At 62.7% G+C, this 26,837-nt stretch carries 27 protein-coding genes, 1 tRNA gene and 1 pseudogene; 9 read left to right on the forward strand and 20 right to left on the reverse strand.

Annotated elements, in window-relative coordinates:
- Window positions 1–55: 55 nt before the first annotated feature.
- Window positions 56–129: transfer RNA gene (locus ATY76_RS21585), tRNA-Gly, on the forward strand.
- Between the two features lie 344 nt (window positions 130–473).
- Here the strand turns inward: ATY76_RS21585 and ATY76_RS21590 are convergent.
- From ATY76_RS21590 to ATY76_RS21600, 3 genes are all read right to left on the reverse strand, one after another.
- Entirely contained in the window at window positions 474–770 is a 297-nt protein-coding gene (locus ATY76_RS21590; protein ID WP_088676737.1) for a hypothetical protein, read from the reverse strand.
- A 78-nt stretch (window positions 771–848) separates the two neighbouring features.
- Window positions 849–1,133 (reverse strand): hypothetical protein, encoded by a 285-nt coding sequence (locus tag ATY76_RS21595; RefSeq protein ID WP_088676974.1) that lies wholly within the window; start codon window positions 1,131–1,133, stop codon window positions 849–851.
- 148 nt (window positions 1,134–1,281) lie between these two features.
- Window positions 1,282–3,288: a HAMP domain-containing methyl-accepting chemotaxis protein gene (locus ATY76_RS21600; RefSeq protein WP_088676738.1), complete on the reverse strand. Its 2,007-nt coding sequence runs from the start codon at window positions 3,286–3,288 to the stop codon at window positions 1,282–1,284.
- A 328-nt stretch (window positions 3,289–3,616) separates the two neighbouring features.
- Between ATY76_RS21600 and ATY76_RS21605 the strand changes: the two genes are divergently transcribed.
- Window positions 3,617–4,492 carry a transporter substrate-binding domain-containing protein gene (locus ATY76_RS21605; RefSeq protein WP_088676739.1) on the forward strand — a complete coding sequence of 292 codons (876 nt, stop codon included), beginning with the start codon at window positions 3,617–3,619 and terminating at the stop codon, window positions 4,490–4,492.
- Window positions 4,493–4,509: 17 nt separating this feature from the next.
- Here the strand turns inward: ATY76_RS21605 and ATY76_RS21610 are convergent, their stop codons facing one another.
- The 5 genes from ATY76_RS21610 to ATY76_RS21630 all read right to left on the reverse strand — a co-directional run bounded on the left by ATY76_RS21610 (window position 4,510) and on the right by ATY76_RS21630 (window position 7,674).
- On the reverse strand, window positions 4,510–4,923 hold the full coding sequence (locus ATY76_RS21610) for a tellurite resistance TerB family protein (RefSeq protein WP_088676740.1): 414 nt from the start codon (window positions 4,921–4,923) through the stop codon (window positions 4,510–4,512).
- Window positions 4,924–5,025: 102 nt separating this feature from the next.
- Window positions 5,026–5,739: a thermonuclease family protein gene (locus ATY76_RS21615; protein ID WP_088676741.1), complete on the reverse strand. Its 714-nt coding sequence runs from the start codon at window positions 5,737–5,739 to the stop codon at window positions 5,026–5,028.
- 11 nt (window positions 5,740–5,750) lie between these two features.
- On the reverse strand, window positions 5,751–6,416 hold the full coding sequence (locus tag ATY76_RS21620) for a helix-turn-helix transcriptional regulator (RefSeq protein WP_088676742.1): 666 nt from the start codon (window positions 6,414–6,416) through the stop codon (window positions 5,751–5,753).
- Between the two features lie 120 nt (window positions 6,417–6,536).
- A complete protein-coding gene (locus ATY76_RS21625; RefSeq protein WP_088676743.1) occupies window positions 6,537–7,184 on the reverse strand; it encodes a response regulator transcription factor in 648 nt (215 codons plus the stop codon).
- 91 nt (window positions 7,185–7,275) lie between these two features.
- Window positions 7,276–7,674, reverse strand: coding sequence for a hypothetical protein (locus ATY76_RS21630; protein ID WP_088676744.1), 399 nt, complete (start codon window positions 7,672–7,674; stop codon window positions 7,276–7,278).
- 118 nt (window positions 7,675–7,792) lie between these two features.
- Between ATY76_RS21630 and ATY76_RS21635 the strand changes: the two genes are divergently transcribed.
- Window positions 7,793–8,146: a DUF952 domain-containing protein gene (locus tag ATY76_RS21635; RefSeq protein WP_088676975.1), complete on the forward strand. Its 354-nt coding sequence runs from the start codon at window positions 7,793–7,795 to the stop codon at window positions 8,144–8,146.
- Entirely contained in the window at window positions 8,143–9,231 is a 1,089-nt protein-coding gene (locus ATY76_RS21640; RefSeq protein ID WP_088676745.1) for a quinone-dependent dihydroorotate dehydrogenase, read from the forward strand. Before ATY76_RS21635 ends, ATY76_RS21640 begins: the two co-directional genes overlap by 4 nt.
- Here the strand turns inward: ATY76_RS21640 and ATY76_RS21645 are convergent.
- The 3 genes from ATY76_RS21645 to ATY76_RS21655 are packed head-to-tail and all read right to left on the reverse strand — an operon-like array spanning window position 9,207 to window position 11,381.
- Complete coding sequence (locus tag ATY76_RS21645) at window positions 9,207–10,553, reverse strand: MATE family efflux transporter (RefSeq protein WP_088676746.1); 1,347 nt, start codon at window positions 10,551–10,553, stop codon at window positions 9,207–9,209. The genes ATY76_RS21640 and ATY76_RS21645 overlap by 25 nt on opposite strands.
- Before the next feature lie 41 nt (window positions 10,554–10,594).
- Window positions 10,595–11,113 (reverse strand): CAP domain-containing protein, encoded by a 519-nt coding sequence (locus ATY76_RS21650; protein WP_088676747.1) that lies wholly within the window; start codon window positions 11,111–11,113, stop codon window positions 10,595–10,597.
- Between the two features lies 1 nt (window position 11,114).
- On the reverse strand, window positions 11,115–11,381 hold the full coding sequence (locus ATY76_RS21655; protein WP_088676748.1) for a DUF6460 domain-containing protein: 267 nt from the start codon (window positions 11,379–11,381) through the stop codon (window positions 11,115–11,117).
- Between the two features lie 174 nt (window positions 11,382–11,555).
- Between ATY76_RS21655 and ATY76_RS21660 the strand changes: the two genes are divergently transcribed.
- Together ATY76_RS21660 and ATY76_RS21665 are read left to right on the forward strand one after the other, a co-directional pair.
- Window positions 11,556–12,488: a tetratricopeptide repeat protein gene (locus ATY76_RS21660; RefSeq protein WP_088676976.1), complete on the forward strand. Its 933-nt coding sequence runs from the start codon at window positions 11,556–11,558 to the stop codon at window positions 12,486–12,488.
- 201 nt (window positions 12,489–12,689) lie between these two features.
- Window positions 12,690–13,325 carry a YitT family protein gene (locus tag ATY76_RS21665; RefSeq protein WP_088676749.1) on the forward strand — a complete coding sequence of 212 codons (636 nt, stop codon included), beginning with the start codon at window positions 12,690–12,692 and terminating at the stop codon, window positions 13,323–13,325.
- Window positions 13,326–13,649: 324 nt separating this feature from the next.
- On the opposite strand, the gene ATY76_RS21670 is transcribed toward ATY76_RS21665, so the two are convergent.
- Together ATY76_RS21670 and ATY76_RS21675 are read right to left on the reverse strand one after the other, a co-directional pair.
- Entirely contained in the window at window positions 13,650–14,111 is a 462-nt protein-coding gene (locus ATY76_RS21670; RefSeq protein WP_088676750.1) for a carboxymuconolactone decarboxylase family protein, read from the reverse strand.
- Between the two features lie 18 nt (window positions 14,112–14,129).
- The gene (locus ATY76_RS21675) at window positions 14,130–14,630 is read right to left on the reverse strand and encodes an Rrf2 family transcriptional regulator (protein WP_088676751.1); all 501 of its coding nucleotides are present in this window, start codon (window positions 14,628–14,630) and stop codon (window positions 14,130–14,132) included.
- 125 nt (window positions 14,631–14,755) lie between these two features.
- Here ATY76_RS21675 and ATY76_RS21680 point away from each other — a divergent pair, with 125 nt between their 5' ends.
- From ATY76_RS21680 to pdeM, 3 genes are read left to right on the forward strand one after another with little or no spacing between them, the layout of a single operon-like run.
- Window positions 14,756–15,388, forward strand: coding sequence for a YitT family protein (locus tag ATY76_RS21680; protein ID WP_088676752.1), 633 nt, complete (start codon window positions 14,756–14,758; stop codon window positions 15,386–15,388).
- A gap of 47 nt (window positions 15,389–15,435) precedes the next feature.
- On the forward strand, window positions 15,436–17,946 hold the full coding sequence (locus ATY76_RS21685) for a ligase-associated DNA damage response DEXH box helicase (RefSeq protein WP_088676977.1): 2,511 nt from the start codon (window positions 15,436–15,438) through the stop codon (window positions 17,944–17,946).
- Between the two features lie 25 nt (window positions 17,947–17,971).
- Entirely contained in the window at window positions 17,972–18,697 is a 726-nt protein-coding gene (pdeM, locus tag ATY76_RS21690) for a ligase-associated DNA damage response endonuclease PdeM (RefSeq protein WP_088676978.1), read from the forward strand.
- Window positions 18,698–18,739: 42 nt separating this feature from the next.
- On the opposite strand, the gene ATY76_RS21695 is transcribed toward pdeM, so the two are convergent.
- From ATY76_RS21695 to ATY76_RS21725, 7 genes and pseudogenes are all read right to left on the reverse strand, one after another.
- Complete coding sequence (locus ATY76_RS21695; protein ID WP_088676753.1) at window positions 18,740–19,321, reverse strand: transglycosylase SLT domain-containing protein; 582 nt, start codon at window positions 19,319–19,321, stop codon at window positions 18,740–18,742.
- Between the two features lie 96 nt (window positions 19,322–19,417).
- The gene (locus ATY76_RS21700) at window positions 19,418–19,975 is read right to left on the reverse strand and encodes a dihydrofolate reductase family protein (protein WP_088676754.1); all 558 of its coding nucleotides are present in this window, start codon (window positions 19,973–19,975) and stop codon (window positions 19,418–19,420) included.
- A gap of 174 nt (window positions 19,976–20,149) precedes the next feature.
- Window positions 20,150–20,950: a TIGR02186 family protein gene (locus ATY76_RS21705; protein WP_088676755.1), complete on the reverse strand. Its 801-nt coding sequence runs from the start codon at window positions 20,948–20,950 to the stop codon at window positions 20,150–20,152.
- Window positions 20,950–21,873, reverse strand: coding sequence for a sulfite exporter TauE/SafE family protein (locus ATY76_RS21710; protein ID WP_088676756.1), 924 nt, complete (start codon window positions 21,871–21,873; stop codon window positions 20,950–20,952). Before ATY76_RS21710 ends, ATY76_RS21705 begins: the two co-directional genes overlap by 1 nt.
- 42 nt (window positions 21,874–21,915) lie before the next feature.
- Window positions 21,916–22,173, reverse strand: a complete 258-nt coding sequence (locus ATY76_RS33780) for a hypothetical protein (protein ID WP_088676757.1) — start codon at window positions 22,171–22,173, stop codon at window positions 21,916–21,918.
- A 132-nt stretch (window positions 22,174–22,305) separates the two neighbouring features.
- A complete protein-coding gene (locus ATY76_RS21720) occupies window positions 22,306–26,091 on the reverse strand; it encodes a peptidoglycan-binding protein (RefSeq protein WP_088676758.1) in 3,786 nt (1,261 codons plus the stop codon).
- A 390-nt stretch (window positions 26,092–26,481) separates the two neighbouring features.
- Window positions 26,482–26,786 (reverse strand): annotated as a pseudogene (locus ATY76_RS21725) (VOC family protein).
- Window positions 26,787–26,837 lie beyond the last annotated feature (51 nt).

Below are 26,837 nucleotides of genomic sequence, written 5' to 3' on the forward strand. Positions count from 1 at the left end.
GCAGCATTCGGGCGACTTGACAGCGACGCCCATCTGTTGGAAATCTCAGGGTATCGCGGGTGTAGCTCAATGGTAGAGCAGCAGCTTCCCAAGCTGAATACGAGGGTTCGATTCCCTTCACCCGCTCCACCTTTGTTTTCAAGCGCTTAGTACCTGTTTAATCGTCGAATTTTCGTCCGGTTTTACAGGCAGTTTTACACCGGCGTTGATTTGGACGATCATTGCCCTCGTCGCTGCGGTGCTGTCTTCGTACCGGCGAATGATGCCTCGCACCTCATCCTCAGGCCATCCCATTGAAAGGGTACGGTTCAGAGCGATTTGTGTAAAAATTCAAGTTAACCTATTGAAAAAATGAATTTAGTCCGGCCTCCCAAGCTGAATACGAGGGTTCAATCCCCTAGTTTATCCGCTCCAGTTATTTCAATAACATAGATATGCAGCATATCGTGTCGGCCGCGGACCGGCGAGCGCGATCAATTAAGACCAGATTGGGTTTTGTTGACGAGCTGATCGTTCCGGAAAGTGGCTTCCAAATTCCCTGAATAGTTATGACCGCTCCATCTATACGTCTCCGTCTTGGCGCCTGTCGTCTCGCTGCTGCTCACTTTCTCGCCCGAGCAGCCTATTATGCTGACGGCGGATCCATAGGACATTCCGCTTCCCAAGTAGCCATAGGCTTTCATGGTTGCCACGCATGACGATCCCGCCATAGAGATGCCTGGAATGAGTGCGGAGACTGCACAGATTATCAATGCCTTGGCTATTTTCATTTCCTGCTCCCTCTTGTGGTGGAATTATTTAGTTGGCACACGGCATGCCTGCAATGGGAGGGAGCAACTCTTTTTGACCTAATCGTCGAATAACCAGATCGGCCTGTAGCGGCGATGCGCGATGACCAGGCTTCTGTCGGGCCGGATGATGTAAGTTTCCTCCACTTGCCGGCCGTATTGGTCGATGAAATCGTGCGGAAAGGCGGAGCCGGGCGGCGATTTGGTGAGCTTGGTGCGTGGCTGGCCGTTATAGGTGATGCTTCCCGGGATCGGCTCGAGGCCGGGGCCGCTGTAGTTGGCGGCGGCGGTGTTGCACCCGGCAAGGGCCAGAGTGCCGATGAGGCCGATGATTGCGGGTTTCATGTCCATCCCCCGATGAGCCGAACGATACGATCATACTCCCTATAAAGTTCCGCGCATCAAGCAAACGGCATGTCGCTCTCAACCTTTGGTGCTGCCTGAAAGCAAAGGGCGGCCGCAGCCGCCCCTCGACATGCCTGTATCGATCGGTTCAGAATTCCGTCCAGTCGGCATCCTTGCTGGATGATGCGCTGCTGCCTGCGCCGAAGGCGTTGGCGAGCTGTTGACCGAGTGTGCGGGCCGGCGAGGCGGTCGGGCGGGCCGTACCTTCCCTCGCGATGTGGATCGGCGCCTTGGCAGCCGGGCGCGCTACGGCGCGCGGGGCCGGAGCCGGCGGCCGGACCGAGGCGATCGGCGCGGCGGCGGCGAAGCCGCCGGTGCCGGTCAGCCGGAACTGGCCGAGCAAATTGTTGAGTGCGGCCGCTTCGGTGGCAAGGCTGTGGCTGGCGGCCGTCGATTGCTCGACCATCGCCGCATTCTGCTGCGTGCCCTGGTCCATCGTGTTGACGGCCGTGTTGATCTCCTGCAGGCCGATTGACTGTTCGCGCGAGGCTTCGGCGATCGCGTGGACGTGCTGGTTGATTTCCTGCACCTCGTGGACGATCGAATCGAGCGCCTTGCCGGTTTCGCCGACGAGCGAAACGCCGGTCTGCACCTGCGTGCCCGACGTGGTGATCAGGTCCTTGATTTCCTTTGCCGCCTTGGCCGAACGCTGGGCGAGTTCGCGCACTTCCTGGGCGACGACTGCAAAACCCTTGCCGGCTTCGCCGGCGCGCGCGGCTTCGACGCCGGCATTGAGGGCCAGCAGATTGGTCTGAAAGGCAATATCGTCGATGACGCCGATGATATTGCCGATCTCGGCCGAGGACTGCTCAATCTGCTGCATGGCGGAGACCGCCTTGCGGACGATCGCGCCGGATTTTTCGGCGCCGAGACGGGTGCGGGCGACGAGCTGGCTTGCCTCCTCGGCCCGTTTGGCGGCGTCGCGCACGGTCGTGGTGATCTCTTCGAGTGCTGCCGCCGTCTCTTCGACGGAGGCCGACTGCTGTTCCGTCCGCCTGGAAAGCTCGTCCGCGGAAGAACGGATTTCGTTGGCACCGGCGCCGATCGCCCGGGCATTGGCGCCGACTGTATGCATGGTCTCGTTGAGCTTCTCGACCGAATTGTTGAAATCCTCGCGCAGCGCATCGAGATGCGCGACGAAGGGTTCGTTGATATGCGAGGCGAGGTCGCCGGCGGCAAGGCGGCGCAGGCCATCGCCGAGTGCTGTGACCGCGCGTTCGAGTTCGGAGGCTTCGCGGGCCTTCTGCGCCTCGCGCTCGCGGCGCTCGCCGTCGCTGAGGCTGCGGTCGGCCGCGGCGCGCGCTTCGATCTCGGCGCGCTCGATCGCGTTGTCGCGGAAGACCGACACGGCCTTGGCCATCTGGCCGACCTCGTCGTGGCGGTCGAGGCCGCTGATGTCGCTGTCCGTATCGCCTTCGGCAAGCCGCGTCATGCGCTGGCGCAGTTCGGCCATCGGGCCGGCAATGCCGATCTGGGCGACAGCGACGCCGAGGCCGATCGCGGCGAGAACAGCAATGCCGATCGAAGCGAGGTAAAGGTTGATCCGTCTATTGACGGAAGCCGAGAGTGCGTCGCCGCCATCGTTGAGCATCGCCATCATCGCATCGTTGTTGGCGATCATCTTCGGCGTCAGCGCGTCGAGCTTGGCATTGATCAGGGCAACGTTTGCCTTGGCGCTGGCGCTGTCCTTGGCTTTGCTCTGTTCGATGATTTTGCCTGCCAGAGTTTCGATCTCGTCGATGCCGGCCTGGATTTCATCGATCGCCGGCTTGCGGCTGGGCACAAGCGCCACTGCCTGCTTCATCCGGTCCCGGGCCTGCGGCAGCTTGCTGGGTGTGGCGAGCGCGGTCTCGAACGCCGGGGTATCGGGCTTCATATCCGCAAGCAGGCTGACCTGAAGCACCGAGGCGACGACCGATGCGCTGGCGCGCGCGCTTTGCATCGAGGCGAGCGCCTCATGATCGATGAAGGCGCTGTAGGCCGTATCCGCACGGCGGAACTCGGCGATGACATAGATAAGTCCGGCCATGGCAACCAGTCCCAGCAGCGCCACGACCGATATGATCTTCGTGCGGATTTTCAGATGTTTCAGCATGGAAATATCACCCGATTGGCCGGGCCTGTTGCGCCCGGCGCTTGAAATCAATTGTTGCAAACAGAGCTGCTGACGCGCGCATCATGCGATCGGCTGGCGGGGTCCGATGACGTCGCGATAAATAAAGGCGCTATTCTTTAATTCCGCCCTAACGCCGGGGTGGGGGATGCCCATAATTTCTGGGGCTGAACAGTTATCCACCGGTATGTTGCGGCGGCAGCCGGATGAGCCGCCAATGCGGCACGATCCCGCCCATGCATATTCCCCGCCAGCCGTGACTCTGGTACATCTCGGCGATGCTTCGCGCTTAACCCGAGACCGGATCACGATGATGCAATCCAAGCTGTCGTCCCTGATTTTGAAGGGATTTTTTGTGGTCGGGCTGTTTCTCGGAGCGCTGTTTTCGAGTTTTACGGCATCCGCTCAGCAAGCGGCACCATCGCTGCCGCTGCTCTTCGATGCGCGTGAACGCCTGGCCAGGCCGGATCTTTCCTCGCTGGTCCGCCTGCGCTTCCTGACATCGGTCGATTTTCCGCCCTTCAATTTCACCGATCAGAACGGCAAGCTCTCCGGCTTCGATGTCGATCTCGCCCGCGAAATCTGCGCCGAGCTGGAGATTTCGGACAAGTGCCAGATCCAGGCGGTCCCCTTCGCCGATCTCAAGGATGCGCTCGCCGCCTCGCAAGGCGATGCCGTCATCGCCGGTCTTGCCGTGACGCCGGAACTGCGCCGGAAATTCCTTTTCTCAAGACCCTATCTGATGCTGCCGGCCCGTTTCGTGCGTAATCTCGCAGCGCCGCTGGATGGAAAGACGGCGGCCGCGCTTTCTGGCCATCCGGTCGGCGTCGTCAAAGGCACGGTGCACGAAGCGATGCTGGCCGCCTTCTTCCCGGCGATCAAAGTGCAAGCCTTCGACAACAGGGAGGCTCTGCTTGCGGCTCTGAGGGATCGCAAGGTCGACGCCGCTTTCGCCGACGCCTTGCAGCTTTCCTTCTGGGTCTCGTCGCCCGCCTCGGCCAAATGCTGCGCGCTCTTCGACGGCCCGTATCTCTCCGAACATTTCCTCGGCGAGGGCATGACCATCATGCTGCGGCAAAAGGACAGCGTGCTGACATCGGCCATCGATCATGCGCTCGGCGCGCTGTCGCGCAACGGCCGTTTGCAGGAAATCTATCTGCGCTATTTTCCTTATGGGCTTTATTGAAGCGCCGGGGAAAGACTCTAGCCCTTGCGGAAGCGGGCAATGGCGCTGCGTTCGATCGCGGCGCAAGTGAGCTTGTCGAGGCCGAGCCGGTCGCGCAGCAGGCTGAGCAGCCGGAGTTCCTCGGCTTTGACCGAGAGATCGGCGGAGGCCACTTCGACGGCGAGCGCATAGGCCGTGTCGTAGAGCTTTGCCGGCAGGGTATCGCGCACCGTTTCGAGAACGACGTCGAGACCCTCCGGGCCGGCAAGAAGCGAGGCGCAGTCGCGCGCGATCGAAATCAGCTTATCGTCATCGAAATCCTTGAAAACCGGCAGGAAGCCAATCAGTTGGCCGATCCTCGTCATCTCCCTGTCGTTCATCGTGCTGTCGACGGCGGATGCCATCACCATCACGTAAATCAGGGCATCATGGGCGGAAAGCGGCTTGTTCATCTCTGATTCCTTTTTCGATCTGCCCAGATTAGGAAGTGGCGGCGGCCATTACAAGGGATCGCCCCCTACGAGACAAAGCCAATCCCTGTCGCGGCGTATCGGTTATTTGCGGCGCGGATCGCCGCCATATATGCCTCGCCCCGCCTGCCTGGCTGTCTCGGAGATGGCCGCGAGAGGCGAACCCGCCGCTACTTCCGCCCAGCCGTTTTCGGCAAGCCACGAGCCGAGATCCTGGGTGCCGAGCCGGCAGGCCGCCGTGATCGTTCCCTTCCATTCGGCCCGATCGAGATCGCAGTTGATGCTGCGGTTGCGCAGCAACTGGCGTAGCGCCGTCTTCGCCATCATGCCGCAGGGCCATTGCCGGCCTGCCGGCCCGCATATCCTGTCGGCCGGTGTCGCGACGATGCCGGCAAGCTGAAGCCTGCGCTCGCCGAAGGAAAGATCGCCGGCATTTTCGACCATCGGCCTCGGCAGCTCGATCGCCTTTTTCGCAGCGGGACTCGCCGTTTCGCTGACGGCAGGCGCCGCTTGTTGCGCGAGGTCGGCGGGTGTGGGCGCCTTGCCATCGGGCGCTGCCGCAGCGGGCGGAGCCGCCGGTTCTGCGGAACGGGCGATCATCTCGGCACGTTCGTCCGATATCCTCGCCGTGGGTTTGGCTGTCTCAGGGGCAACACCCGGCGCTGCTGCGGCCGTCTCCTCTGCGGGCGTGCTTTCTTCTCCTGATGGGCCGCCGCGAAGCCTTGCTTCGCCTGCCATCAGCAGGCCGGCTACCACCGCCATCCCTGTGAAACCTGTGAAGACGGCAGCAGGGCGCATGGAATATCTTCCTACTGACTGGCCCAGATGATGCGGGCGATCCAATCGACATCGGAAAGATCGAGGGTGCGGTTGGGGTGTTCGGGATTGAGCGACATCAGCTCGATCGACCGCGGGCTCTGGCGCAGCAGCACCTTGGCCATCACCTCACCCTCGCGTGTACGCACCACGACGCGGTCGTTGCGGCGCACCTGCGCGCCCGGTTCGACGATCAGCACGTCGCCGTCGCGGTAGAGCGGCATCATGCTCTCGCCCTGCACCTCTAGCGCATAAACGCCGGCCTTTTGCGATGGCGCCGCCGGAAATTCGACTACGTCCCAGCCCTGGCCGGCCGGAAAACCGCCGTCGTCGAAGAAGCCGCCTGCACCCGCCTGCGCGAAGCCCAGCAGCGGAATGGAGCTGCCCTGCGGCTGAAACGCTGCTTCCGGCAATCCGGAAGGGCTGCCGCCCGGCCGCATGAAGGCAAGAAACTGCTCCATACTCGCCCCTGTCGCCTCGAGCACCTTGGCGATCGATTCGGTCGAGGGCCAGCGCAACCGCCCGTCGGCGGATAGCCGTTTCGATTTGTTGAAGGAGGTCGGGTCGAGCCCGGCGCGCCGGGCAAGACCGGATGGTGTCAGGTCGTGCCGTTCGGCAAGCCTGTCAATCGCTCCCCAGATCTGCTCATGTGACAGCATATGCGCCCGATCCCGTGCGGCTCATCCAATGCCGCGCTTCAACCGAGCGGAATATTAACCGACCGTATCGCCCGAGTAAAGACGAGAAAGGAATAAAATCCTGTAAGCTGAGCGCTGCGCTCAGGCGACCATCGCCATGTTGATCTTGCCGAGCTGGATGACGGCCTGTGTCCGGCTGTCGACATCGAGCTTCAGGAGAATCGCCGAGACATGCGCCTTGATCGTCGCCTCGGAGACGCCGAGTTCATAGGCGATCTGTTTGTTCAGCAGGCCTTCGGCGAGCATGGTCAACACCCGGCTCTGCTGCGGCGTCAGCGTGTGCAGGCGGTGGATCAGATCGGCGACATCAGGATCCTGCTCCTGCCCGTCGCGATAGCTCTCGGGCGTGGCGATGTCGCCGGCAAGCACCGTCTGGATGCTACGGCGAATGTCCTCGATGCCGGAAGATTTGGAAATGAAGCCGGAGGCGCCGAGTTCGAGAGCCCGGCGAATCGTCGTCGCGTCGTCGGTTGCCGAGACGATGATGATCGGCAGGCTGGCGAATTCCGCGCGCAGGGCCATCAGACCGGAGAAGCCGCTGACGCCGGGCATGGCGAGATCGAGCAACATCAGATCGGCATCCGGATGCGTGCCCGCAGCCGTGCGTGCGGCAGCAAAATCGCCGGCCTCGACGATCGTCTGCCGGCCTTCCATGCCGATCACCGCCTGGCGCAGCGCATCCCGGAAAAGCGGATGGTCGTCCGCGATGATGATGGTCTGTTCCTGCATCGAAAACTCCCTCCCAAGAGTCCGATCACGCCTGCATGCGCCGCCATCCCCTCCGCGCCGCATGCATATCTACTGAAATGACTATATCAGATCATGTCTTCTGCGGAAGGGGATTGGCCTTTTCCTCGGCCTGGAACTCCTTCACCATCCCCATGAAACTCTTCATCATCTTCTCCATGATGCTGATCGAGCGGTCGATCTCGGCATCGCTCGGCAGCGCGCGCTGGACGAGGCCGCCCTGTTCCAGCTTGGTCACCCGCTCGGAAAGCCGGTCGAGCTCGTCCTCATAAGCTGCCCGCTCGTCGGCGGCCATCCGGCAGACGAGCGTGCCGTCCTTGTCCTGGCAGATCGACATGGCGCCGGTCTGCCGGTCGAGACGGACGAAATGATCGCCGCTCTTCTCCAGCTGGAAACGGCTCGCATCGGCTTCGGCCGCCGCGGCGCCGAGCGGCAGGAGAAGAACGCCAAGTGTCAGAACCAGAATCTTCATCGTCTTATCCTCCGGATTTGCCTGTCTCGGCCTCGTTTTTTAAACGCCGGGGCGTGGACATCGCCGCCTCTTTCCGGCAAAGCGCTGATGACCGAGGACCAGCAATCGCGAGGCCATGATGACCGTGACACCGACCCTTTACAAGATCGTGACGGAAGCGCTCTGGCAGGAAGCCAGACAAACCGGCATTTTTCATGGCGCCGGCATCGATCTCAAGGACGGTTTCATCCACTTCTCCACCGCAGACCAAGTGAAACAAACCGCCGCGCTGCATTTCGCCGGCCAGTCCGGCCTCTTGCTGATTGCCGTCGACGGCGGCGGCTTCGGTGACAAGCTTCTCTTCGAGCCATCGCGCGGCGGCGATCTCTTCCCGCATCTCTATGCTGACCTGCCGCTTGCAGCCGTGCTCTGGGAGGTGCCGCTGCCGCTCGATGAGGCCGGCGCCCATGTCTTCCCGGAGCTGCAGCCATGATCGACCCCTTCAAGCGTATCGCCCGCAAGGGCCTCTTCATGTTCGATCCGGAAACGGCGCACGGCATGTCGATTGCGGCGCTGAAATCCGGCCTGGTGCCGGCCTGCCACATCGCTCCCGATCCGCGGCTCAGCCAGACCGTCGCCGGCCTCGTCTTTCAAAACCCGCTCGGCATGGCTGCGGGCTACGACAAGAATGCCGAGGTGCCGGAAGCGCTGCTGAAGCTCGGCTTCGGCTTTACCGAGATCGGCACGGTGACGCCGAAGCCGCAAGCCGGCAATCCGCGCCCGCGCATCTTCCGCCTCGTGGAGGATGAAGCGGTCATCAATCGTCTCGGCTTCAACAATGAAGGCCACGACGCCGCTTTCGGGCGCCTCGCCGGGCTGAAGGGCAATGGCATTGTCGGCGTCAATATCGGCGCCAACAAGGACAGCGAGGATCGCATTGCCGATTACGTCGCCGGTATCCGCCGCTTCTACTCCGTCGCGCGCTATTTCACCGCCAACATCTCCTCGCCCAATACGCCCGGCCTGCGCGACCTGCAGGCGCGCGAAAGCCTTGCAGCGCTGCTCTCCGCCGTGCTCGCGGCGCGCGACGAGATGGCGGCGAATTCCGGCCGGAAAATCCCGGTTTTCCTGAAGATCGCCCCCGATCTGACCGAGGAAGGCATGGATGACATCGCCGCCGAAGCGCTCGCGCATCCGCTGGATGGTCTGATCGTCTCCAACACGACGCTATCGCGCGATGGTCTCAAGGATCAGCGCCAGGCCAAGGAGACGGGCGGTCTCTCCGGCGTGCCGCTGTTCGAAAAGTCGACGGCGGTGCTTGCAAGAATGCGCAAGCGCGTCGGCCCTGATTTGCCGATCATCGGTGTCGGCGGTGTCTCCTCGGCCGAAACGGCGCTGGAGAAGATCCGGGCGGGCGCCGATCTCGTCCAGCTCTATTCCTGCATGGTGTATGAAGGTCCCGGTCTGCCGGGCGATATCGTGCGCGGCCTCTCCGGGCTGCTCGACCGCGAAAAAGCCGCTTCGATCCGCGAACTGCGCGACACCAGGCTGGATTATTGGGCGGCGCGGAACGTCTGATCGGCGCGCGGCCGCACCAGCATGGCCAGGAAGAAGCCGCGGAAGAGCAGGAAGGCGTTCATCGCCAGCCACAGACCGTGATTGCCGAAGAGCGGCACGAAGACGGCGAGCATCAGGAGATAACCGGCAAATGACATGAGCATCCGGTTGCGCATGTCCGCAGACCATGTCGCGCCGATGAAGACCCCGTCCATCAGGAAGGCCAGTGCGCCGGTCAGCCCGGTCACCGCGGCCCAGGGCAGGTAGGTCCCGGCCGCCTGCCGCACCTCGGGCGATGTCGTCAATACCGAGATCAGCCAGGGGCCGGCCACGAAGAAGAAGGCGGAAACGATTGCCGCCAGACCGAAGGACCAGAGGGTCGTCAGCTTCAGGCCGCGGTCGAAGGCCGGCCGGTACCGCGCGCCGATCGCCCGGCCGGTGATCTGTTCGGCGGCATTGGCAAGCCCGTCGAGATAATAGCCGGACAGCAGGAAGAAATTCATCAGCACGGCATTGGCGGCAAGCGTCACCGCGCCGAAGCCGGTGCCGATCCGCGTCATGATGGTGAAGGCGCCGATCAGCACGAAAGTGCGGATCAGGATGTCGCGGTTGAGCGCGAAAAGCTCCGCCAGGCGGTGGCTGGAAGTGATCTCCGACCATGCCGGCCGCTCTGCCTTGCCGAAGCCGCCGAGCACGATGAAGAGCCCGGCGAACGCACCGGCCATCTCGCCGGCCATGGTTGCCCAGGCGACCCCGGCCACGCCCCAGCCGAGCGACAGGCCGAGATAGATGGACAGCAAGATGTTGATGCCGTTGATCAGGGCCTGCAGCAGCAGCCCGACATTGCCCTGTCCGCGTCCGAGCACGAAGCCGAGAATCGCGTAATTCGCCAGCGCCGCCGGTGCGGCCAGCATGCGGATCGAGAAATAGGTGCTGGTTGCCTCGGCGATCGCCCCTTCCGCGCCCATCAGTTTCAAACCGGCCGCCATCAACAGCGGCGAAAGACAGAGCAGCGCCAGCCCGCAGCCGAGCGCGGATATCAGTGCCCGCCAGAAGACGGCTTGTTGCTCGTGCTGGTCTCGCCGGCCATAGGCCTGCGCCGTCAGCCCTGTCGTCGAGGCGCGCAGGAAATTGAAACTGCCGAGGATGAGGTCGAAGAGCATCGCGCCGATCGCAAGCCCCGCAAGCGCCTCGGGATTGCCCATATGGCCGACGACGGCGGTGCTTGTCAGCCCGAGCAGCGGCGTCGTCATGAAACCAAGCGTCATCGGAATGGCGATCGAGAGCACCAGCCGATGCGTTACCTCGAAAGCGAGCGCGTTGTTGTTGCTGCGCGTATCCATGCCGGCCTCATCTAGAGCTGAGCCGATTCCGATTTCGGGAATTATGCGGCGGAAGAATCGCCTCGGCTGGAGAGCACCATGGCCCAATAGGGCAGGTTCCGGGAAGATGCATTATGAGCAACGGCGACGCCGAGGCCGTCATAACGCCCGAGCATGTTTTCCAGATGATGCGGCGAGTTGATCCAGGCCGTCACCACCGCATCGACGCTCTGCTGGCCGGAGGCGATATTTTCAGCCGCCGGCAGCCGCACACCGCTCGCCTTGACGCGAGCGCCGAAACTGTCGGTCATGCCGATCAGATGCGCCATCTTGCCGGAGCTCGCCATGCGTTTCGCCTGGAAGAGGGCGGCGGTCTGCGCCGCTGGATCGGCGCTAAGCGGCGGCAGGCCGTTCTTGGCCCTCAGCTGGTTGACGAGCGGCAGCACGCTCGTTGTCTCGTCCTCGCCGTTTGAGGGCGTGCCGGCAAGGCGCGGTGTCGCCGTGCAGCCGGCGATGCCGGCGGCGAGCGCGAGTGTGGAAAGGCGCAGCATGCCGCGTCTGGAAAGATCGATGGATGTCATGTTACCGGCGATAGCTGAAAAGGCGAAGGATGACGAAGAGCGGGATGACGATCGTCGCCCCGAGGAGAAGATAGTCGCCGACGCGCCCGAGCGCTGAAAAACCCCGATGCCAAATCTCCAGGATGAAGTCACGGAATCCATAGATGATGTTCCACGGCGTCAGGCCGAAGATGGTCATGACGAAACCGACAATCAGCGACACGACGATGAGTTTTATCAACGTGCGGCCGAGCGAATCGCCGAGGAACTTGTTCACCTGATCGGACATGCGCCATCTCCTGTTTGCCCCTGAATTAAGGTTGCGGCGCACCGCCCGCAAGCCCTTTCCTGGATTGGCCGTTCCGCCTCTGAAATAGGACTTGAGTTTTTTTGTGGCCGCCGCCAGATGCGAAGCCATGCAAACTGCGCAGTGCCACCATATGCGCAAAATGAAGAGCCGATGATGCAGCCCCACCAGCTTTCCTCAGGCGACGTCATCGCCGACCGCCGCGCCGATTATGCCAAAATGCTCGAAGAGGGCGGCGAGCCGGAGGCGGCGGCCGAGCTGATGGAACAGGCGCTTGAGCTCGCGCCCGGTTGGGCTGCCGGATGGTATCGCCTCGCCACCTATCGGGAAAAGGCGGGCAGGACAGATGCCGCGATCGAGGCCTATCGCAGGACGCTTGCCCTCGATCCCGAAGATATTTTCGGCGCAACCCTCAAGCTCGCCCTTCTCGGCGACGGAATTGCGCCCGACCGGCCGCCGAGCCGCTATGTCGAGCGGCTCTTCGATGATTATGCCGACCGTTTCGAAACCTCGCTCGTCGAGAAACTCGACTACAACGTGCCGCAGAAGCTTGCCGCGCTGATCGCCTCCACCGGCAGGCGTTACGAATGCGCCGTCGATCTCGGCTGCGGCACCGGGCTGCTTGGTCCGGCAATCCGCGCGCATGTCGGCCGCCTCGAGGGCTTCGACCTCTCGCAGAACATGCTGGCCAAGGCGGCGGAGAAGGGCGTTTACGATCACCTTGCCCAGGCCGATCTATCGCTTGCACCCGAGCTCTCCGGCGTGCTTGCGGATGCCCTGCGCCATCGCACCGATCTTGTGACGGCAGCCGACGTCTTGATGTATCTCGGCAATCTCGAGAGCGTCTTTGCCATCATCGACGATCTCGCCGGCGCCGGCGCCGACATCGCCTTTTCCATCGAGGATGCGGGGGAAGGCGAAGGTTTTCACCTCGCCCCGTCGCTGCGTTATGCCCATTCGGAAGCCTATGTGAGGAGGCTGCTTGCCCGCCACGGCCTCGAAATCCTCCAGACCGTCAAGACGGCTATTCGCAAAGATGGCGGTAAACCCGTTTTCGGCATTCTGTTCCTTACGCGCAAGGCGGGGTGAACGAATGTTTCTTGCGATTTTTATATAGGTCAGCGTTGCTTACCTATTTTCCTTGATCCACCGCCGGAGCCTGATATTTCAAAGGCGTACGACGAAGCGCGGCGACAGCATGTCGAGCGCTACGGCGCATTCACCTCAAGTCCATCACGCCCGGAACTCTTCGGGTGTTCCCGAACTCGTCTGCTGTTGGAGACCGGCGCTATGACACAGCTCATCAATGCTCTTGGCGTCTGGAACACCAGCGCGACGCGCCACTCGCCGATCGAAGATGTGCAAGGCATTTTCTCCGGCAGCCTCGTCGCAGCGCTCGGCCTTTACGTTCTCGCCTGCGCCGGCCTTCTCACCGGCAGTACGGCGGGCGTCGCCTTCCTCCTGCATTATGCCTTCGGCCTCAATTTCGGCATGGCCTTCTTCCTGCTCAACCTGCCGTTCTTCTATCTCTCGTGGAAGCGCCTCGGCATGGCCTTCACCGTCAAGACCTTCATCGCCATCGGCCTGACATCGGCGATGTCAGATCTGCAATCGCGTCTCTTTTCCATATCGAGCATCCATCCGGCATGGGCAGCACTTCTGGGTGGCCTCCTGCTCGGCTTCGGCGCGCTGGCGCTCTATCGCCATCGCGCCAGCCTCGGCGGCGTCGGCATCCTCGGCATCTACCTGCAGGAGCGCTTCGGCATCCGCGCAGGTCTCGTCCAGCTTGCCATCGACATGTGCGTGCTTGCCGCCGCCTTCTTCGTCACCACGCCGCCCATCGTCTTCTATTCGGTGCTCGGCGCCGTCGTGCTCAACCTCTTCGTCGCCATCAATCACCGCGCCGACCGTTACATCGCCCTCTGACATTACAAATCGGTAAGCCATTCTAAACAAAACGTAACTTGCCTGTGATCGATCCTGACGCGACACTTCTTCTCGCGCCGGATTTGATGAGGTGAACTATGTCAGATTTGGAAAAACTTGTGAGGCTCCGCATGCAGGAAGAATATGCCAAGGGCACTTCCGCAGAGGAAATCGCGAAAGTCGTCCGCGACATATTCAACAGCACCGATCTCTCGGGTAGTCGGCCTGGCTCTGCTGCCGCGCGAGCCGCTACCAATCGCGAGTGAGCATATTCAACCGACCCGAATTCTTCGGGTCGGTCGCCGGGATCTATCCCTTAAGCCGTCAGGCTGCCTTCTGAGCCGCATCGATCGGATGCTGCGAGCGGAAGCCGACTGCAAGCCGGTTCCAGATATTGATCGCACCGATCGCCACCGTGATCTTCGTCATCTCCTCCTCGGAGAAGTGCGCCTTCAGCGCTTCGTAGTCGGCGTCCGGCGCGCCTGTCTTGGCGATGTTGGTGACGGCGTCGACCCAGCCGAGCAGGGCGCGTTCGCGGGCGTCATAAATCGGCGACTCCCGCCAGACGCACATCAAGTTGATCCACTGCTCGCTCAGCCCATCGTGGCGGGCTTCCTTCACATGCATGTCGACGCAGTAGGCGCAGCCGTTGATCTGCGAGGCGCGCAGCTTGATCAGATGGATGAAGCGGCGCTCCAGCCTGGAGGCCTGGACATATTGTTCAAGTGCTGCGACGGCCTTGTAGGCGTCCGGAGCGGCTTTGGCGAAATTGAAACGCGGTTGCATGATCTTCTCCTTTATGGCTCAGCGAGCCGTTTTGCGTTCATGGATTTCAAGGAAAGCGCAGCCTCGGGCTGCGATCGATCCGTCGTCGAGGGCATTCAGTTCGATGCCGATATCGGCAATGCTCGTCTTGGCGAGTTCGGCGCGATAGACGCGTTCGGCTCTGAGCATCGCCGCGCTGATGTTGCAGGGCTTGGCGAAGAAGCGGTCGGAGACCGGGTTCGGCCCGCGCTGGCGTATTTCGGCGCAGCGGAAGGCCGGCGCCGGCCCTTCGACTGCAAGCAGGATGTCGAGCAGCGAAATCTCCGCCGGCGCCTTTGCCAGCCGATATCCGCCTTTCGGGCCTGGTACGGTATCGAGGATGCCGGCGCCCGACAGCGCCTGCAGATGTTTCAACAGATAGCTCGTCGACACACCGTGGAATTCCGCCAGTGCCGCGGCTGAAAGCACACCGCCGTCCGAGAGGCCGGAAAGCATCGCAACGCTGTGAATGGCCTGCTCGACCCCATCGCTCATCTTCATGAAGGCTTCCTCTAATCGTGGATAAGAAATATCCATGATTATCACGGTTGTCAACAGGTATCTCGCCGCCACTTGTCTTTACCGCCGCGCGGGATAGAAAACGAAAAAGCCGACAGGGGACAGATATGGCATCCAACGCCTTCGCAGGCCTTCTCAATTCCAGCGCCAATCGCCATTCTCTGTTCGACGATGCGCAGGGCATTGTCGCCGGCAGCATGCTCGCCGTGCTCGGCGTCTCGCTTCTCTCCGGCGCAGGCCTGCTTGCCGGCGGCACCGCGGGTCTTGCCTTCCTCGCGCATTACGCGACCGGCATAAGTTTCGGCCTCTGCTTCTTTGCGGTAAACCTGCCCTTCTACTATCTCGCTTTCCGCCGTTTAGGCCCCGCTTTCACCATCAAGACCTTCGTCGCGATCGGGCTCACCTCAATCCTGTCCGAATTCGCGCCGGGCTTCATCGGCATCGGGCATGTCCACCCCGTTGCCGGTGCACTCTTCGGAGGCCTCGCCATCGCTGCCGGCATGCTGGCGCTCTTCCGCCACCGCGCCAGTCTCGGCGGCATCGGCATCCTTGCCCTCTACATCCAGGATCGTTTCGGCTGGCGTGCCGGCCTCGTCCAGCTCGGCTTCGATGGCATCGTGCTGGCGCTCTCCTTCTTCGTTGCCAGCCCCGTCATCATCGCCTGTTCCGTGCTCGGCGCGATCGTGCTCAACCTGACGCTGGCCATCAATCACCGCAAGGACCGCTATATCGCGATGTGAGCGGCGGCCGCTCTTCTTTTTCTTCCGCTTTTCACTACCTTCAGGGCGTGGACCAGATCGATTCCGAAGCCCGCGCCCTGCTTCCTGCCGCCTTTGCCCGCTGGTTTGCGGAGAAGGGCTGGCGTCCGCGCGCCCATCAGCTGGAGCTGCTCGCCCGCGCCGAGGCCGGCGAAAGCACGCTGCTGATTGCGCCGACCGGCGCCGGCAAGACGCTGGCCGGTTTTCTGCCGTCGCTCACCGATCTCACCCGCCGCGGCAAGATTCCGCCCGGCTCGGCCTTCACCGGCATCCACACGCTTTATGTCTCGCCGCTGAAGGCGCTGGCGATCGACATCGAGCGCAACCTGATGAAGCCGGTGGCGGAAATGGGCCTGCCGGTCACCGTCGAAAACCGCACCGGCGATACGCCGAACGCCAAGCGCCAGCGCCAGAAGCTCAATCCGCCGGATATTCTGCTGACGACGCCAGAACAGGTCGCCCTGCTTCTCGCCAATCGCGAGGCAGAACGATTCTTCAAGGATCTGAAATATGTGGTGCTCGACGAATTGCATTCGCTCGTCACCTCGAAGCGCGGTCATATGCTCTCGCTCGGGCTTGCCCGTCTGCGCCGCCTTGCCCCCGGTCTGAAGACCATCGGCCTGTCGGCGACCGTGGCCGAGCCGATGGACCTGCAGAAATGGCTGGTCGCCCAGGAGGAGGGGAAAGAGCATCATGCCGGCCTCGTCGTCGTCGAAGGCGGCGCCAAGCCCGATATCTCGATCCTGTCCACCGAAGAGCGCATTCCCTGGGCCGGCCATTCCGCCAAATACGCCATTCCCGATGTGTACAGGCAGCTCCTCGATCACCAGACGACGCTGCTCTTCGTCAACACCCGCAGCCAGGCCGAAATGCTCTTCCAGGAACTCTGGACGATCAATGACGACAACCTTCCGATTGCCCTCCATCACGGCTCGCTCGATGTCGCCCAACGCCGCAAGGTCGAGGCGGCGATGGCCGAAAACCGCCTGCGTGCCGTCGTCGCCACCTCGACGCTCGATCTCGGCATCGACTGGGGCGATGTCGATCTCGTCATCCATGTCGGCGCGCCGAAGGGCGCCTCACGCCTTGCCCAGCGCATCGGCCGCGCCAATCACCGCATGGACGAGCCCTCGAAGGCGATCCTCGTGCCGGCCAACCGTTTCGAGGTCATGGAGTGTCAGGCGGCGCTCGACGCCAATTATATCGGCGCGCAGGATACACCGCCGGTCGGCCGCGGCGCGCTCGATGTGCTCGCCCAGCACGTGCTCGGCATGGCCTGCGCCGAACCTTTCGACATGCTGGAACTCTACGACGAGATCACCAGCGCCTCGCCCTATGCCGATCTCAGCTGGGAAAACTTCGAGCGCGTCGTCGATTTCGTCGCGACCGGTGGTTATGCGCTGAGGACCTACGAACGTTACGCCCGTATCCGCAAGACTAAGGAAGGCCGCTGGCGGGTCTCCAATCCCGCCGTCGCCCAGCAATATCGCCTCAACCTCGGCACCATCGTTGAAAGCCCGATGCTGAACATCCGCATGGTCAAGCGCGGCGAGGGCGGCCGGATCGGCCGCGGCGGCGCCACGCTGGGCAAGGTCGAGGAATATTTCCTCGAACAATTGTCTCGCGGAGATACTTTCGTCTTCTCCGGCAAGGTGCTGCGCTTCGAAGGGATCCGCGAAAACGAATGCCTGGCGTCACAGGCCTTTTCGCTCGATCCGAAGATCCCGTCCTATAACGGCGGCAAGTTTCCGCTGTCGACCTATCTCGCCGAGCAGGTGCGGGCGATGATCGCCGATCCCGACCGCTGGGGCCTTCTGCCCGATCAGGTCCGCGACTGGCTGTCGCTGCAGAAGGACAAATCGATGCTGCCGAAGCACGACGAGTTTTTGATCGAAACCTTCCCGCGCGGCAGCCGCGGTTACATGGTCGCCTATCCCTTCGAGGGCCGTCTCGCCCATCAGACGCTCGGCATGCTGCTCACCCGGCGGCTGGAGCGGGCAGGCGCCAAGCCGCTCGGCTTCGTCGCCACCGATTATTCGCTGGCCGTCTGGGGCCTCGAAGATATGGGACTGATGATCGGCAATGGCCGGCTCAGCCTCTCCGACCTGTTCGACGAGGACATGCTGGGCGACGATCTCGAAGCCTGGCTCGACGAATCCTTCCTGCTCAAGCGCACCTTCCGCAATTGCGCCGTGATTGCAGGCTTGATCGAGCGCCGCCACCCCGGCAAGGAAAAGAGCGGCCGTCAGATCACCGTGTCGGCGGATCTGATCTACGACGTGCTGCGCAGCCATGAGCCGGATCACATCCTGCTGCAGGCGACGCGCCAGGATGCGGCGACCGGACTTTTGGATATTCGCCGTCTTGGCGATATGCTGATGCGAATCAAAGGGCACATCACCCACCGCGCCCTCGATCACATTTCCCCGCTGGCCGTGCCGGTGATGCTGGAAATCGGACGGGAGGCGGTGCCGGGTGAGGCTCATGATGCGCTGCTTGCCGAAGCGGCCGATGATCTGATCGCCGAAGCGCTGGCCTGAGACCTGTTTGGGAATAATGACCGTGATGAACCGCCTGGCGCTCGCGCGCGACATATCCGGATTGGCCGCTGTGCCGGGCATCGAGACTTCGGTTCACGGCATTGCCGCCGTCTGCGATCCGCTTGGCGCCCTCTATCTGCCGGATGCCGGTCTGCTCGTCGTGTCCGACCTGCATCTGGAAAAGGGTGCGGCCTTCGCGCGCCGCGGCATGATGCTGCCGCCCTACGATACGCTGGCGACGATCACCGTCCTTGCCGCCGTCATTTCCCGTTATGACCCCAAACTCGTCGTCTCGCTCGGCGACAATTTCCACGACCGCGTCGGCTCACGACATCTGCCGGAGAATTTTCGCGGATTGATCGTCGGCATGGCGCGCGGCCGCGAATGGATCTGGGTCAACGGCAACCACGATCCCGACGGGGTCGTCGATCTGCCGGGCGCCTGCGTCGACGAGATGCACTATGCCGGCCTGACCTTCCGCCATGAGCCAAGAAATGGCTTGCAGAGCGGCGAAATCGCCGGCCACCTGCATCCTGCGGCGACCGTACGCCGGCGCGAGCGATCGATCCGCCGCCCCTGCTTCGCCACCGACGGCGCCCGCCTCCTCATGCCCGCCTTCGGCGTCATGAGCGGTGGGCTGGACCTCGCTCATCAGGCGATGAAAGGCCTGTTCGACAAATCTTCGCTGGTGGCCCATCTCCTGGGGCGGGACCGGATTTACTCGGTCAGGTACGGGAATTTGCGGGGGTAGGAACGCCGGATGGGGCGTGCCGTGTGGCACACCCAACTGCCGTTAATTACACCCTTGTAACTGCTGCTGATACGTCCCCGCCATCCGCGCAAATTTCTGCGCCGTCTGCTGCAATTGCCCGTTCGAGCGCCAGTCGCCGCGCTTATATCCGGTCGGCCCGGAATAATAGGCAAGGTAGAGGTTATAGGCATCGTTCAGCGGAATGCCGGTCTCGGCACTGTTCTGATAGTGATACCAGCCGATGAAATCGATCGCGTCGGCGAAATTCGTCCTCCGCGCGTTCCAGTTTCTCGTCTGCGACTGATAGTGATCCCATGTCCCGTCGAGCGCCTGCGAATAGCCGTAGGCGGTCGAAGGCCTTGTCCAGGGAATGAAGCCGAAAAGCTTGGTGCGCGGCGGCCGCGCATAGGGCTGGAAGCCGGATTCGGTGTACATCGTCGCCATGAGGATCGGCACGGGTACGCCGTATTTCTTCTCCGTCCGCTCGGCCGCACTCTGCCAGCTGGAGAAAAGCCCTTCGCGCTGGTCGAAGACGGCGCAAATGTTTCTCGTTTGCTTCGGCGCGGTCGCGCAGCCGACAAGCAGCGCGAGGCCCACGGCCGTCAAAACGATACGAGTACGCATAACCAAACCTCTCGTTTCCAAGAGATTACTAACTCGTAAATGTTAAAAACCGGTTTTTAGTCGAATGCCGACTTTTCTGATCGATGACCCGGTCGGCTATGCCTTGACGGGCTCGTAGCGCAGGATCACCGCACCGGTTTCGGTCGTCGAGGACTCGATGAGTTTCAGCGGAACTTGGCCTTCGGCCGGCTTGAAAAGCGGATTGCCGCCACCGAGAATGACAGGCACCACGCATACCCTGACTTCATCGATGAGGCCTGCTTTCATGAGCGTGTCGGCAAGCTCGGCGCTTCCGAAGATGAAGATCGTCTTGCCGCTCTCCTGCTTCAGCTTCGTCAATTCGGGGATCGGATCGGTGACGATGCGGGCATTGTTCCAACCGGGCTCGGTCATCGTCTTCGATACGGCGATCTTGGCTATGGCGTTCATATAGGCCTTGATCTTGCCTTCGCCCTCGGCGGTCGGCCAGTAGGAGGCCATACCTTCATAGGTCTTGCGGCCGAAGATCAAGAGATCCGCTTCATCGCCGACCCGCTCGGCATATCGTTCCAGCTCGGGCCCCCAGGCGAGATTATGGAAATCGATATCCCAGGGCTTCGTGCCCTCGAAATAACCGTCGAGTGTCATCAGGTTCCAGACGACAAGCTTCCTCATTTCATCCTCCTTCGGGTCGATATGCTACGGGCAAAACCAGTTGTATTTAGCAACTGGTTGAAGCGTAAATCTACTGATAGTAAAATGCAAGCGGTTTTTCCGGAGTATGATGAATGCTCCGCGATTGCCGGCTGTACAAAGGCTGGGAAAGAAGACGAACCGCCTAGCTGCGGATCAGTCCTTGCGGAAGATCAGGCTGGCGCTCCAGCCGGTGATGACGGCGAGCAGCACCGCCGCAAAGCCGTAGAGGATCGGCTGCTCATGCGCCGCGTCGGTGATCGTCTGCTCGATGCCGGTCTTGATGACGCGCAGCGGCAGCGATTTTTCGGTGACGAAATTGCCGCTCTTGAAGAGATAGGCGCGCACCGTATGCACGCCATTCGGTATGTTCGCCGGCAGGCGCAGGCTTGCCTTGAAGAGGTTGGAGGAGACGAACCGTACGCCGCTCGGGTTGCGGTCATAGAGCGCGCCCGCCTGCTGCAGTCGCAGGAAGGCCTGGCGGAATTCGCCGAGATTGCTGCCGTCGCCGACGAAGCCGACGGGGGTCAGCGGAATGTGATCGATACCGATCCCGCGATCGGTCATGTCGAGCGGGGTCGTCAGGTCGTCAATCCCGCGCGAACTCGACATCGAATAGGAATGCGGCACGGCTTCGAAGGTCATCGAGCGCCTGTTCACCCAGATGCCGAAGACACGCTCTTTCTTGCGAACCGTCGCGTCCTCGCGCGGTCCTTCCAGCACCACGACGACATCATATTGGCCGATGGCGAGCAGCAGCTGGTCGGTGTTCGAAAGCGCGCCGAAGATCGTCAGATCGGCGCCATGGAAATCCGAGGTGATGGCAATTTCGCTGGTCGAGGTGCCGATCTCAAGCCCCTCGCGCACGGCTTCCGTGCCCTGTCCCGGCAGCCACTGCGCTCCGGCCGTCGCCGGCAGCAGGCAAAGAAAAGCGAGGACGGCGGCAAGCAGGCGCATCAGTTGCCCGCTCCCATCACCACCGAATAGACATCGGCCGGCGTCACCACCAGCGCGACCGCAAGGCGCAGGCCGACGGCGAGCACCAGCAGGCCGAGGAGCGCACGCAGCTGCTCGCCGCGCAGCTTCTGGCCTACGCGCACGCCGTATTGCGCCCCGATGACGCCCGCCACCATCAGAATGAAGGCGAGCACGATATCGACGGAATAGTTCGTCGCCGCCTGCACGATCGTCGTATAGGCGGTCACGAAGATGATCTGGAACAGCGAGGTGCCCACCACGACATTGGTCGGGATGCGCAAAAGATAGATCATCGCCGGCACCATGATGAAGCCGCCGCCGACACCCATGATCGAGGTGAGGATGCCGATCGCAAAGCCGAGCGCGACAATCGGGATGACGCTGAGAAAGATCTTCGATTTCTTGAAGCGCACCTTCAGCGGCAGTTTGTGCACCCAGTGCTGGTGGCCGGGCTTGCGCGGCGCAGGCGGCTCGTTGCGCGCCGCCCGCCGCATCGCATTGATGCTTTCGAGCAGCATCAGTCCGCCGACAGTGCCGAGGAAGATGACATACATCAGCGAGATGATGAGATCGAGCTGGCCGACGGCGCGCAGCAGCGAGAAGATCCAGATACCGACCGTGGCGCCCGTCAGGCCGCCGATCAGAAGCACCGTGCCGAGCTTGACGTCGAGCGTACCGCGCCGGAAATGCGTGATGGCGCCCGATATCGACGAGGCCACCACCTGGTTGGCGCCGGTGGCGACAGCGACGACGGGCGGGATGTTGTAGAAGATCAGCAGCGGGGTGATGAGAAAACCGCCGCCGACGCCGAACATTCCTGACAGGAATCCGACGGCCGCCCCCATGCCGAGAATGATGAAGATGTTCACCGACAATTCTGCGATAGGCAGATAGATTGTCACAACCGACCCCGAATGATGGCCGCTCCTGCCGAGCGGCTTTTGTCACGTCCCCGTTCGAATGCGCATCATATTGTGAAATCGTTGCCAGAGGCTTTCGATCGCTCCCCTGATGGCAATGAGGTCGCCGACAGGGGATTCAGCGGATGCGTCGAGCGATCTGTCCCGCATAATCCGGCTTTTTTCAGATTTCGTGACAGGCGGCGGATAAATTGTGAATGCCCAGATGCCGCAAGCCTTCTTTAGCGCGATTTGGGCAAAGGAGCCGTGCGGTTTGCGCCCGAGCTGGCGCAAACAAGACATCGTCATTTCCGAAACCGGCGGGAAACGTTGTAAAGCGTGTCGCGCAAAAGTGTGCGCGGTTTTGCGAGAACGACACGCGTAAAAACAAAGACCTAAAGCGCGGCGAGCGAATCTGAAAGATCGCGACGTGCTTTAGATCGCCTTGGTGCCCTGCTTGTTGCGTTCGAGCAGTGCCTTCACCGTCGCGTCGGTCACTTTGCCGTCTGGCTCCTGGCCGATCGATTTCTGGAAGTTCTTGATCGCGGCGACGGTTTTCGCGCCCATTTCGCCATCCGGCACGCCGGCGTCGAAGCCGTTGTTGTTGAGAATCGCCTGGATGTTGCGGATCGCCTTCTTCATGTCGACGCTCGCCGTCTTCGTGCCCGTGCCCGCCCATTCGTCCGGCACGTCGATGCCGTTGGTGCGGTGATCGAGCGGCTCCGGCTTCCAGAGATCGGCCTTGGCACGCGCCCGTTCGAGCTGATCGGGCTTCATGGCATTCGCCACTTCGTCGCGTTTCTGCGCCGCATCCTTGTCGCCTGCTTTGGCGGCGATCGCAAACCACTTGTAGGATTCTTCGAGATCCGCCGGCACCCCGTTGCCCCTCGCGCAGAGGATCGCCAGATTGAACTGGCTGTCGGTGATGCCGAGGTTAGCAGCCTTGGTGAACCACGAGGCGGCCGTCGCATAATCCTGCTGACCGAGCGCACCGGAGGCGTAGAGAACGGCGAGATTGTGCATGGCGCTGGCGTTGCCCTGGTTGGCCGCCTGCTCGTAAAAGCCCTTCGCCTTGTCGATGTCCCGTTCGACGCCGTTGCCCTTCTCATACATGCTGCCGAGCCGGTATTGCGCTGGCGCAAAGCCCTTGTCGGCTGCGAGCTGGTACCAGCTTGCGGCCTGCTTCTGATCGACGGTCACGCCGTTGCGGCCGTCCGAATAGCGTGCGCCGATCTCGAACAGGGCAAGCGCATCGCCGCCGCGCGCCGCATCGGCCAGCGACTTCGGCTGGATCGTGTCGGGAACGGTGATCGCTGCCTGCGGTGCAGGTGCCGCCGTAGCGGGCGCGTCCGGAACGAAGCCTGAAGTCTCCTGTGTTGCGCCGGCCGAGCCGGGTGCGGCAAGGGTTGCCGCGCCTTCGCCGTCGAGCGGCGCCGTGTCGGTCAGATGCTCGCCGGCAACCGGCGGGGCTGCCTCCGGTTGCGCCTGTTCGGCGGCAGGAGGCGTTGCCTCGGCTGCCGGAGCGTTAGTGTCGGCAACGCCGGCGTCGGGCTGCGCGGGTGTTGCCTCCGTCAGGGCCGGCGAGGGGTCTTCCGCCGCCCCTGTCAGCGCCGAGACTTCTGCCGGCGGCTGCGGTGCGGACTCGCCGGTCGTCAGCGTGCGGGCAAGCGGAAAGGCCATGATGGCAAGCAGCACCGCGCCGACCGCCAGCAGGATCGGCCGCCGGTAGCGCGAAAAAGCGCTGATCTTGCCGCTTTTGTCAGCCTTGCCTGTTTTGTCGGCGCTCGCGCCCTTCTTGTCGGCCTTGGCCGTTGCCGGCTTCGGATTGGCGTCCACTTCCATGGCGGCTGCCTGCGCCGCACGGCGGGCGGCGGCAATGTAATCGGCGCGATCGTTTTCGCCGGCTGGCTTGCCGCGCGCGGCACTCTGGCTGGCGCGCACCCGTTCAAGGATCTTCTTCACGTCTGGGGTGCCGGAACCCGGCTCAAGCAATTCGTTTGCCGCGTCCGTCGGCACCACGTCGGCGGGATCGATCGACGGCGACGGGTCGATGACCGCGCGGTCGCTCGCCTTGGTCTCGGCCTTCTTGCCAGGGCGCAGCCGCTTGCCGAGGCTGGCGAGCAGGCCGGCCTTTGCAGGCACCGCTGCCGCAGCCTCCGTCGGCCGGGTCGCCGCCTCGATGGCGATCGCGCTCGCGCCGCTCATGACCGCGGCCTGCGTCGGGGCGGCAGGTTCCGCAGCGACTTCGGCCGTGCGGATGACAGGAGAGGCGGCCTTTGCCGTCGGGGCAGCTGCCGGAGCAGGAGCCAGGGCCGCTTCGGCCTCGTCCACCATAAGCGCGTAAGGGTCGACATCGAAATCGACGTCGGCGACCGGCATCTGGGCGATCGGCCGTCCGCGCTCTTCCATACCGTCGAGCCGGTCGGCGATGTGCACGAGCGTCTCGTGCAGCGCCTTGAAGGTCTTGTGGGTGCGCTCCTCGCTGTCGCGGGTAATATCCTCGAGATGGCGCAGATCCTCGGCAAGTGCGGTCAGCGCCGACATGTCGGCGGCGGGCACGGCGCCCTGGGCGCCGCCATTGCGCGAATAAGCTTCGACGACGGCTTCCGCCGCCTGGCGGGCGGCCTCGATGATATATTCGTCGCTCGTCGCCATATAATCTTCGATCGCGCCCATGCGGCGGTCGAGGTCGGCGGGGATCGCAGCGCTTTCGCGCGGCTCGCTCATCAAGGCCGAAAGATTGGCGATCTGGTCTTCAAGGTTTTTCAGCGCCCGCGGATCTGTCGCCGGTGCCGCCGTGCTCTCCTCCAGCCGGGCGGCAATGTCGCTGAGCCGTCCTTCGATACGGCGGAAGGCGCCATCCTCGATCGCGGCGGCCGGAGCCGGCGGCTGATGCGCCATCTCGTCGATGCGCCGGGCGAGGTAGTCGAGCCGCTGTGCCAGCACGTCGTTGACGGCGCCGTTCTCGAGCGCGTCGATCTTGCGGGAAATGTCGGAAAGCGTGCCCGTGAGGTCGGCCTGCGGCGCGGCCTTCTGCGTGCGTTCCAGCAGATAGGAAAGATGTTCCAGCCGCTCGTCGAGCCGCGACGTCGCTTCCGCCTTCGTCAGTTCCTCGACGCGTGATGTCAGCGCCTCCAGCCGCAACGCCAGCTCGTCGGCGGGCGTCGCGCGGCTGGCCGCGTCGTGGCTCATCAGGTCGATCTGGTCGGCCAGCGCCGAGAGCCGGCTTTCCAGCCGCTGCATCAGCGCCGGATCATTGGCGGCGGCCGCGCGCCCGCTTGCCGCGATCGCCCGGCTGATCTCGTCGAGCCGCATGTCCATGGCGGCGAATTGCTCGGACATGATCCGGTCGTGCGGCTGGATCATGTTGCCGAACTGTTCCATCGCCGTGGCGATCGCGATGAGCTTGTCTTCCAGCGCCCGCACCGCCGGGCTTTCACCCATCCCGCCGATGTGGCGCTTGATGTCGTCGAGCCGGTAGGCGAGCGAAACGAGCTCTTCCTGCAGCCCTTCTGTGTCGAGTGCCGCAAGCCGGCTCTCGAAGCCGTCCCAGCGGTTTTCCATGTGGCGCAGCGAATCCTCGCGCGCCAGCCCGTCCATCAGCGAGCGCAGCTCTTCGAAATCCTCGCGCAGGCCGGCTGCCTCCGGGCCGTTCGAACGGCCGGTCAGCTGGCTGATGCTCTGGGCAAGGCGGCCCATGTCGGCGCGGATGTCGTCGGCGAAACGGCCGTCACCGGCATTGTCCTTGATCTCGCGCAGCTCGGCGCGCAACGCATTCATCTCGCGGGTGACGCCTTCGGAAATGTCGCGTTTCAGATCCTGGCGCAGGTTGACGAGCGCCTGGGCGATTTCCGTCATCGTATCATCGCCTGCCCGGAATGCGGGCGCAGGCTGCGGCGCTGCGGCGCGCGGCGCGGGTTCGCGCAGCTGCGTGGCTTGTTCGCGTGCATAGGGCCGTTCGCGGCCGGCTTCGAGCGCGCGCTGGCGCTGGCGGATCTCGGCGAGCGGATCAGGCCGCTGCTCGATCGGCGCTCTTGCGGGGCGAGGCGCATAGGAGTTTGCGTAAGGGTCGCGCTCGGGCGTTGCCGTGCGCGGCCGCTGGTCGCGCCCGCTGCCCATCAGCCCTTCGATCCGCGCCTCCAGCCCTTCGATCGTGCGGTTCAGCGCATCGAGCGAGGTCCTGTCGGACTGCCGGGAAGGATTTGATCGCGATCCGTTCATCTTCTTGCTCGCTTCGACTGCTCGACCTCTCGTCAGAGCTCGATCCGTGGCTTTTCCGTCTTTGGCCAGCGTCTTCACGCGGACCGGAGCGCACCATTCATCAGAAGTTAGTCAATTAGACTTTCCTCAGGCTGAACGATGTAGCGGCATCCTTTAGAAACGCGAGACAGGGAAAAGGAATGCGGATCACTACTGCTCAATCCGCACCTTTCACGAAACGTGGTAAACAAGCCGTTAATCTCGATGAGAATTTTTTAACGTTTGCGCTGCAGAAGCCGTTTTTACCGGCAATTGCCGTTGAATTCGTCAAATCAGATGGCGGGCCAGTGCTCAGGCCGGCCTCGGATATTGCAGCTCGATCTTCACGCCTTCGGGACCGTAAACGAAGACCTAGCCGAGATCGGTGTCGGGAATATCGTAATATTCGTAGCGATAGCCGCTCGCCTTGATGCGCTCCAGCGCCGGCCCGAATTCGTAAAGACTGAAGGCGACGTGGTTGAAAATGCCCTGCGGAAAATCGGTGCTGCGCGATGTCAGGCTGAGATGGATGACCGGGCATCCGTCCAGATAGAGCAATGCCCGGGTGAGGCGAAGGGTGGACGATAGCCTTCCTTGACGCCAAGCAGGCTTTCCAGGAAGCCGATCATGACGGGCGCATCGCGTGTTTCGATGGTGACATGGTCCAATCGCGGCATTGGGCTCCTCCTCGATAACAGGAGGCTAGCCTTTTCAACTTCGCAACGAAA

Source organism: Rhizobium sp. R339 (assembly GCF_002211395.1).
In the GTDB taxonomy this organism is placed as follows: Bacteria; Pseudomonadota; Alphaproteobacteria; order Rhizobiales; family Rhizobiaceae; genus Rhizobium.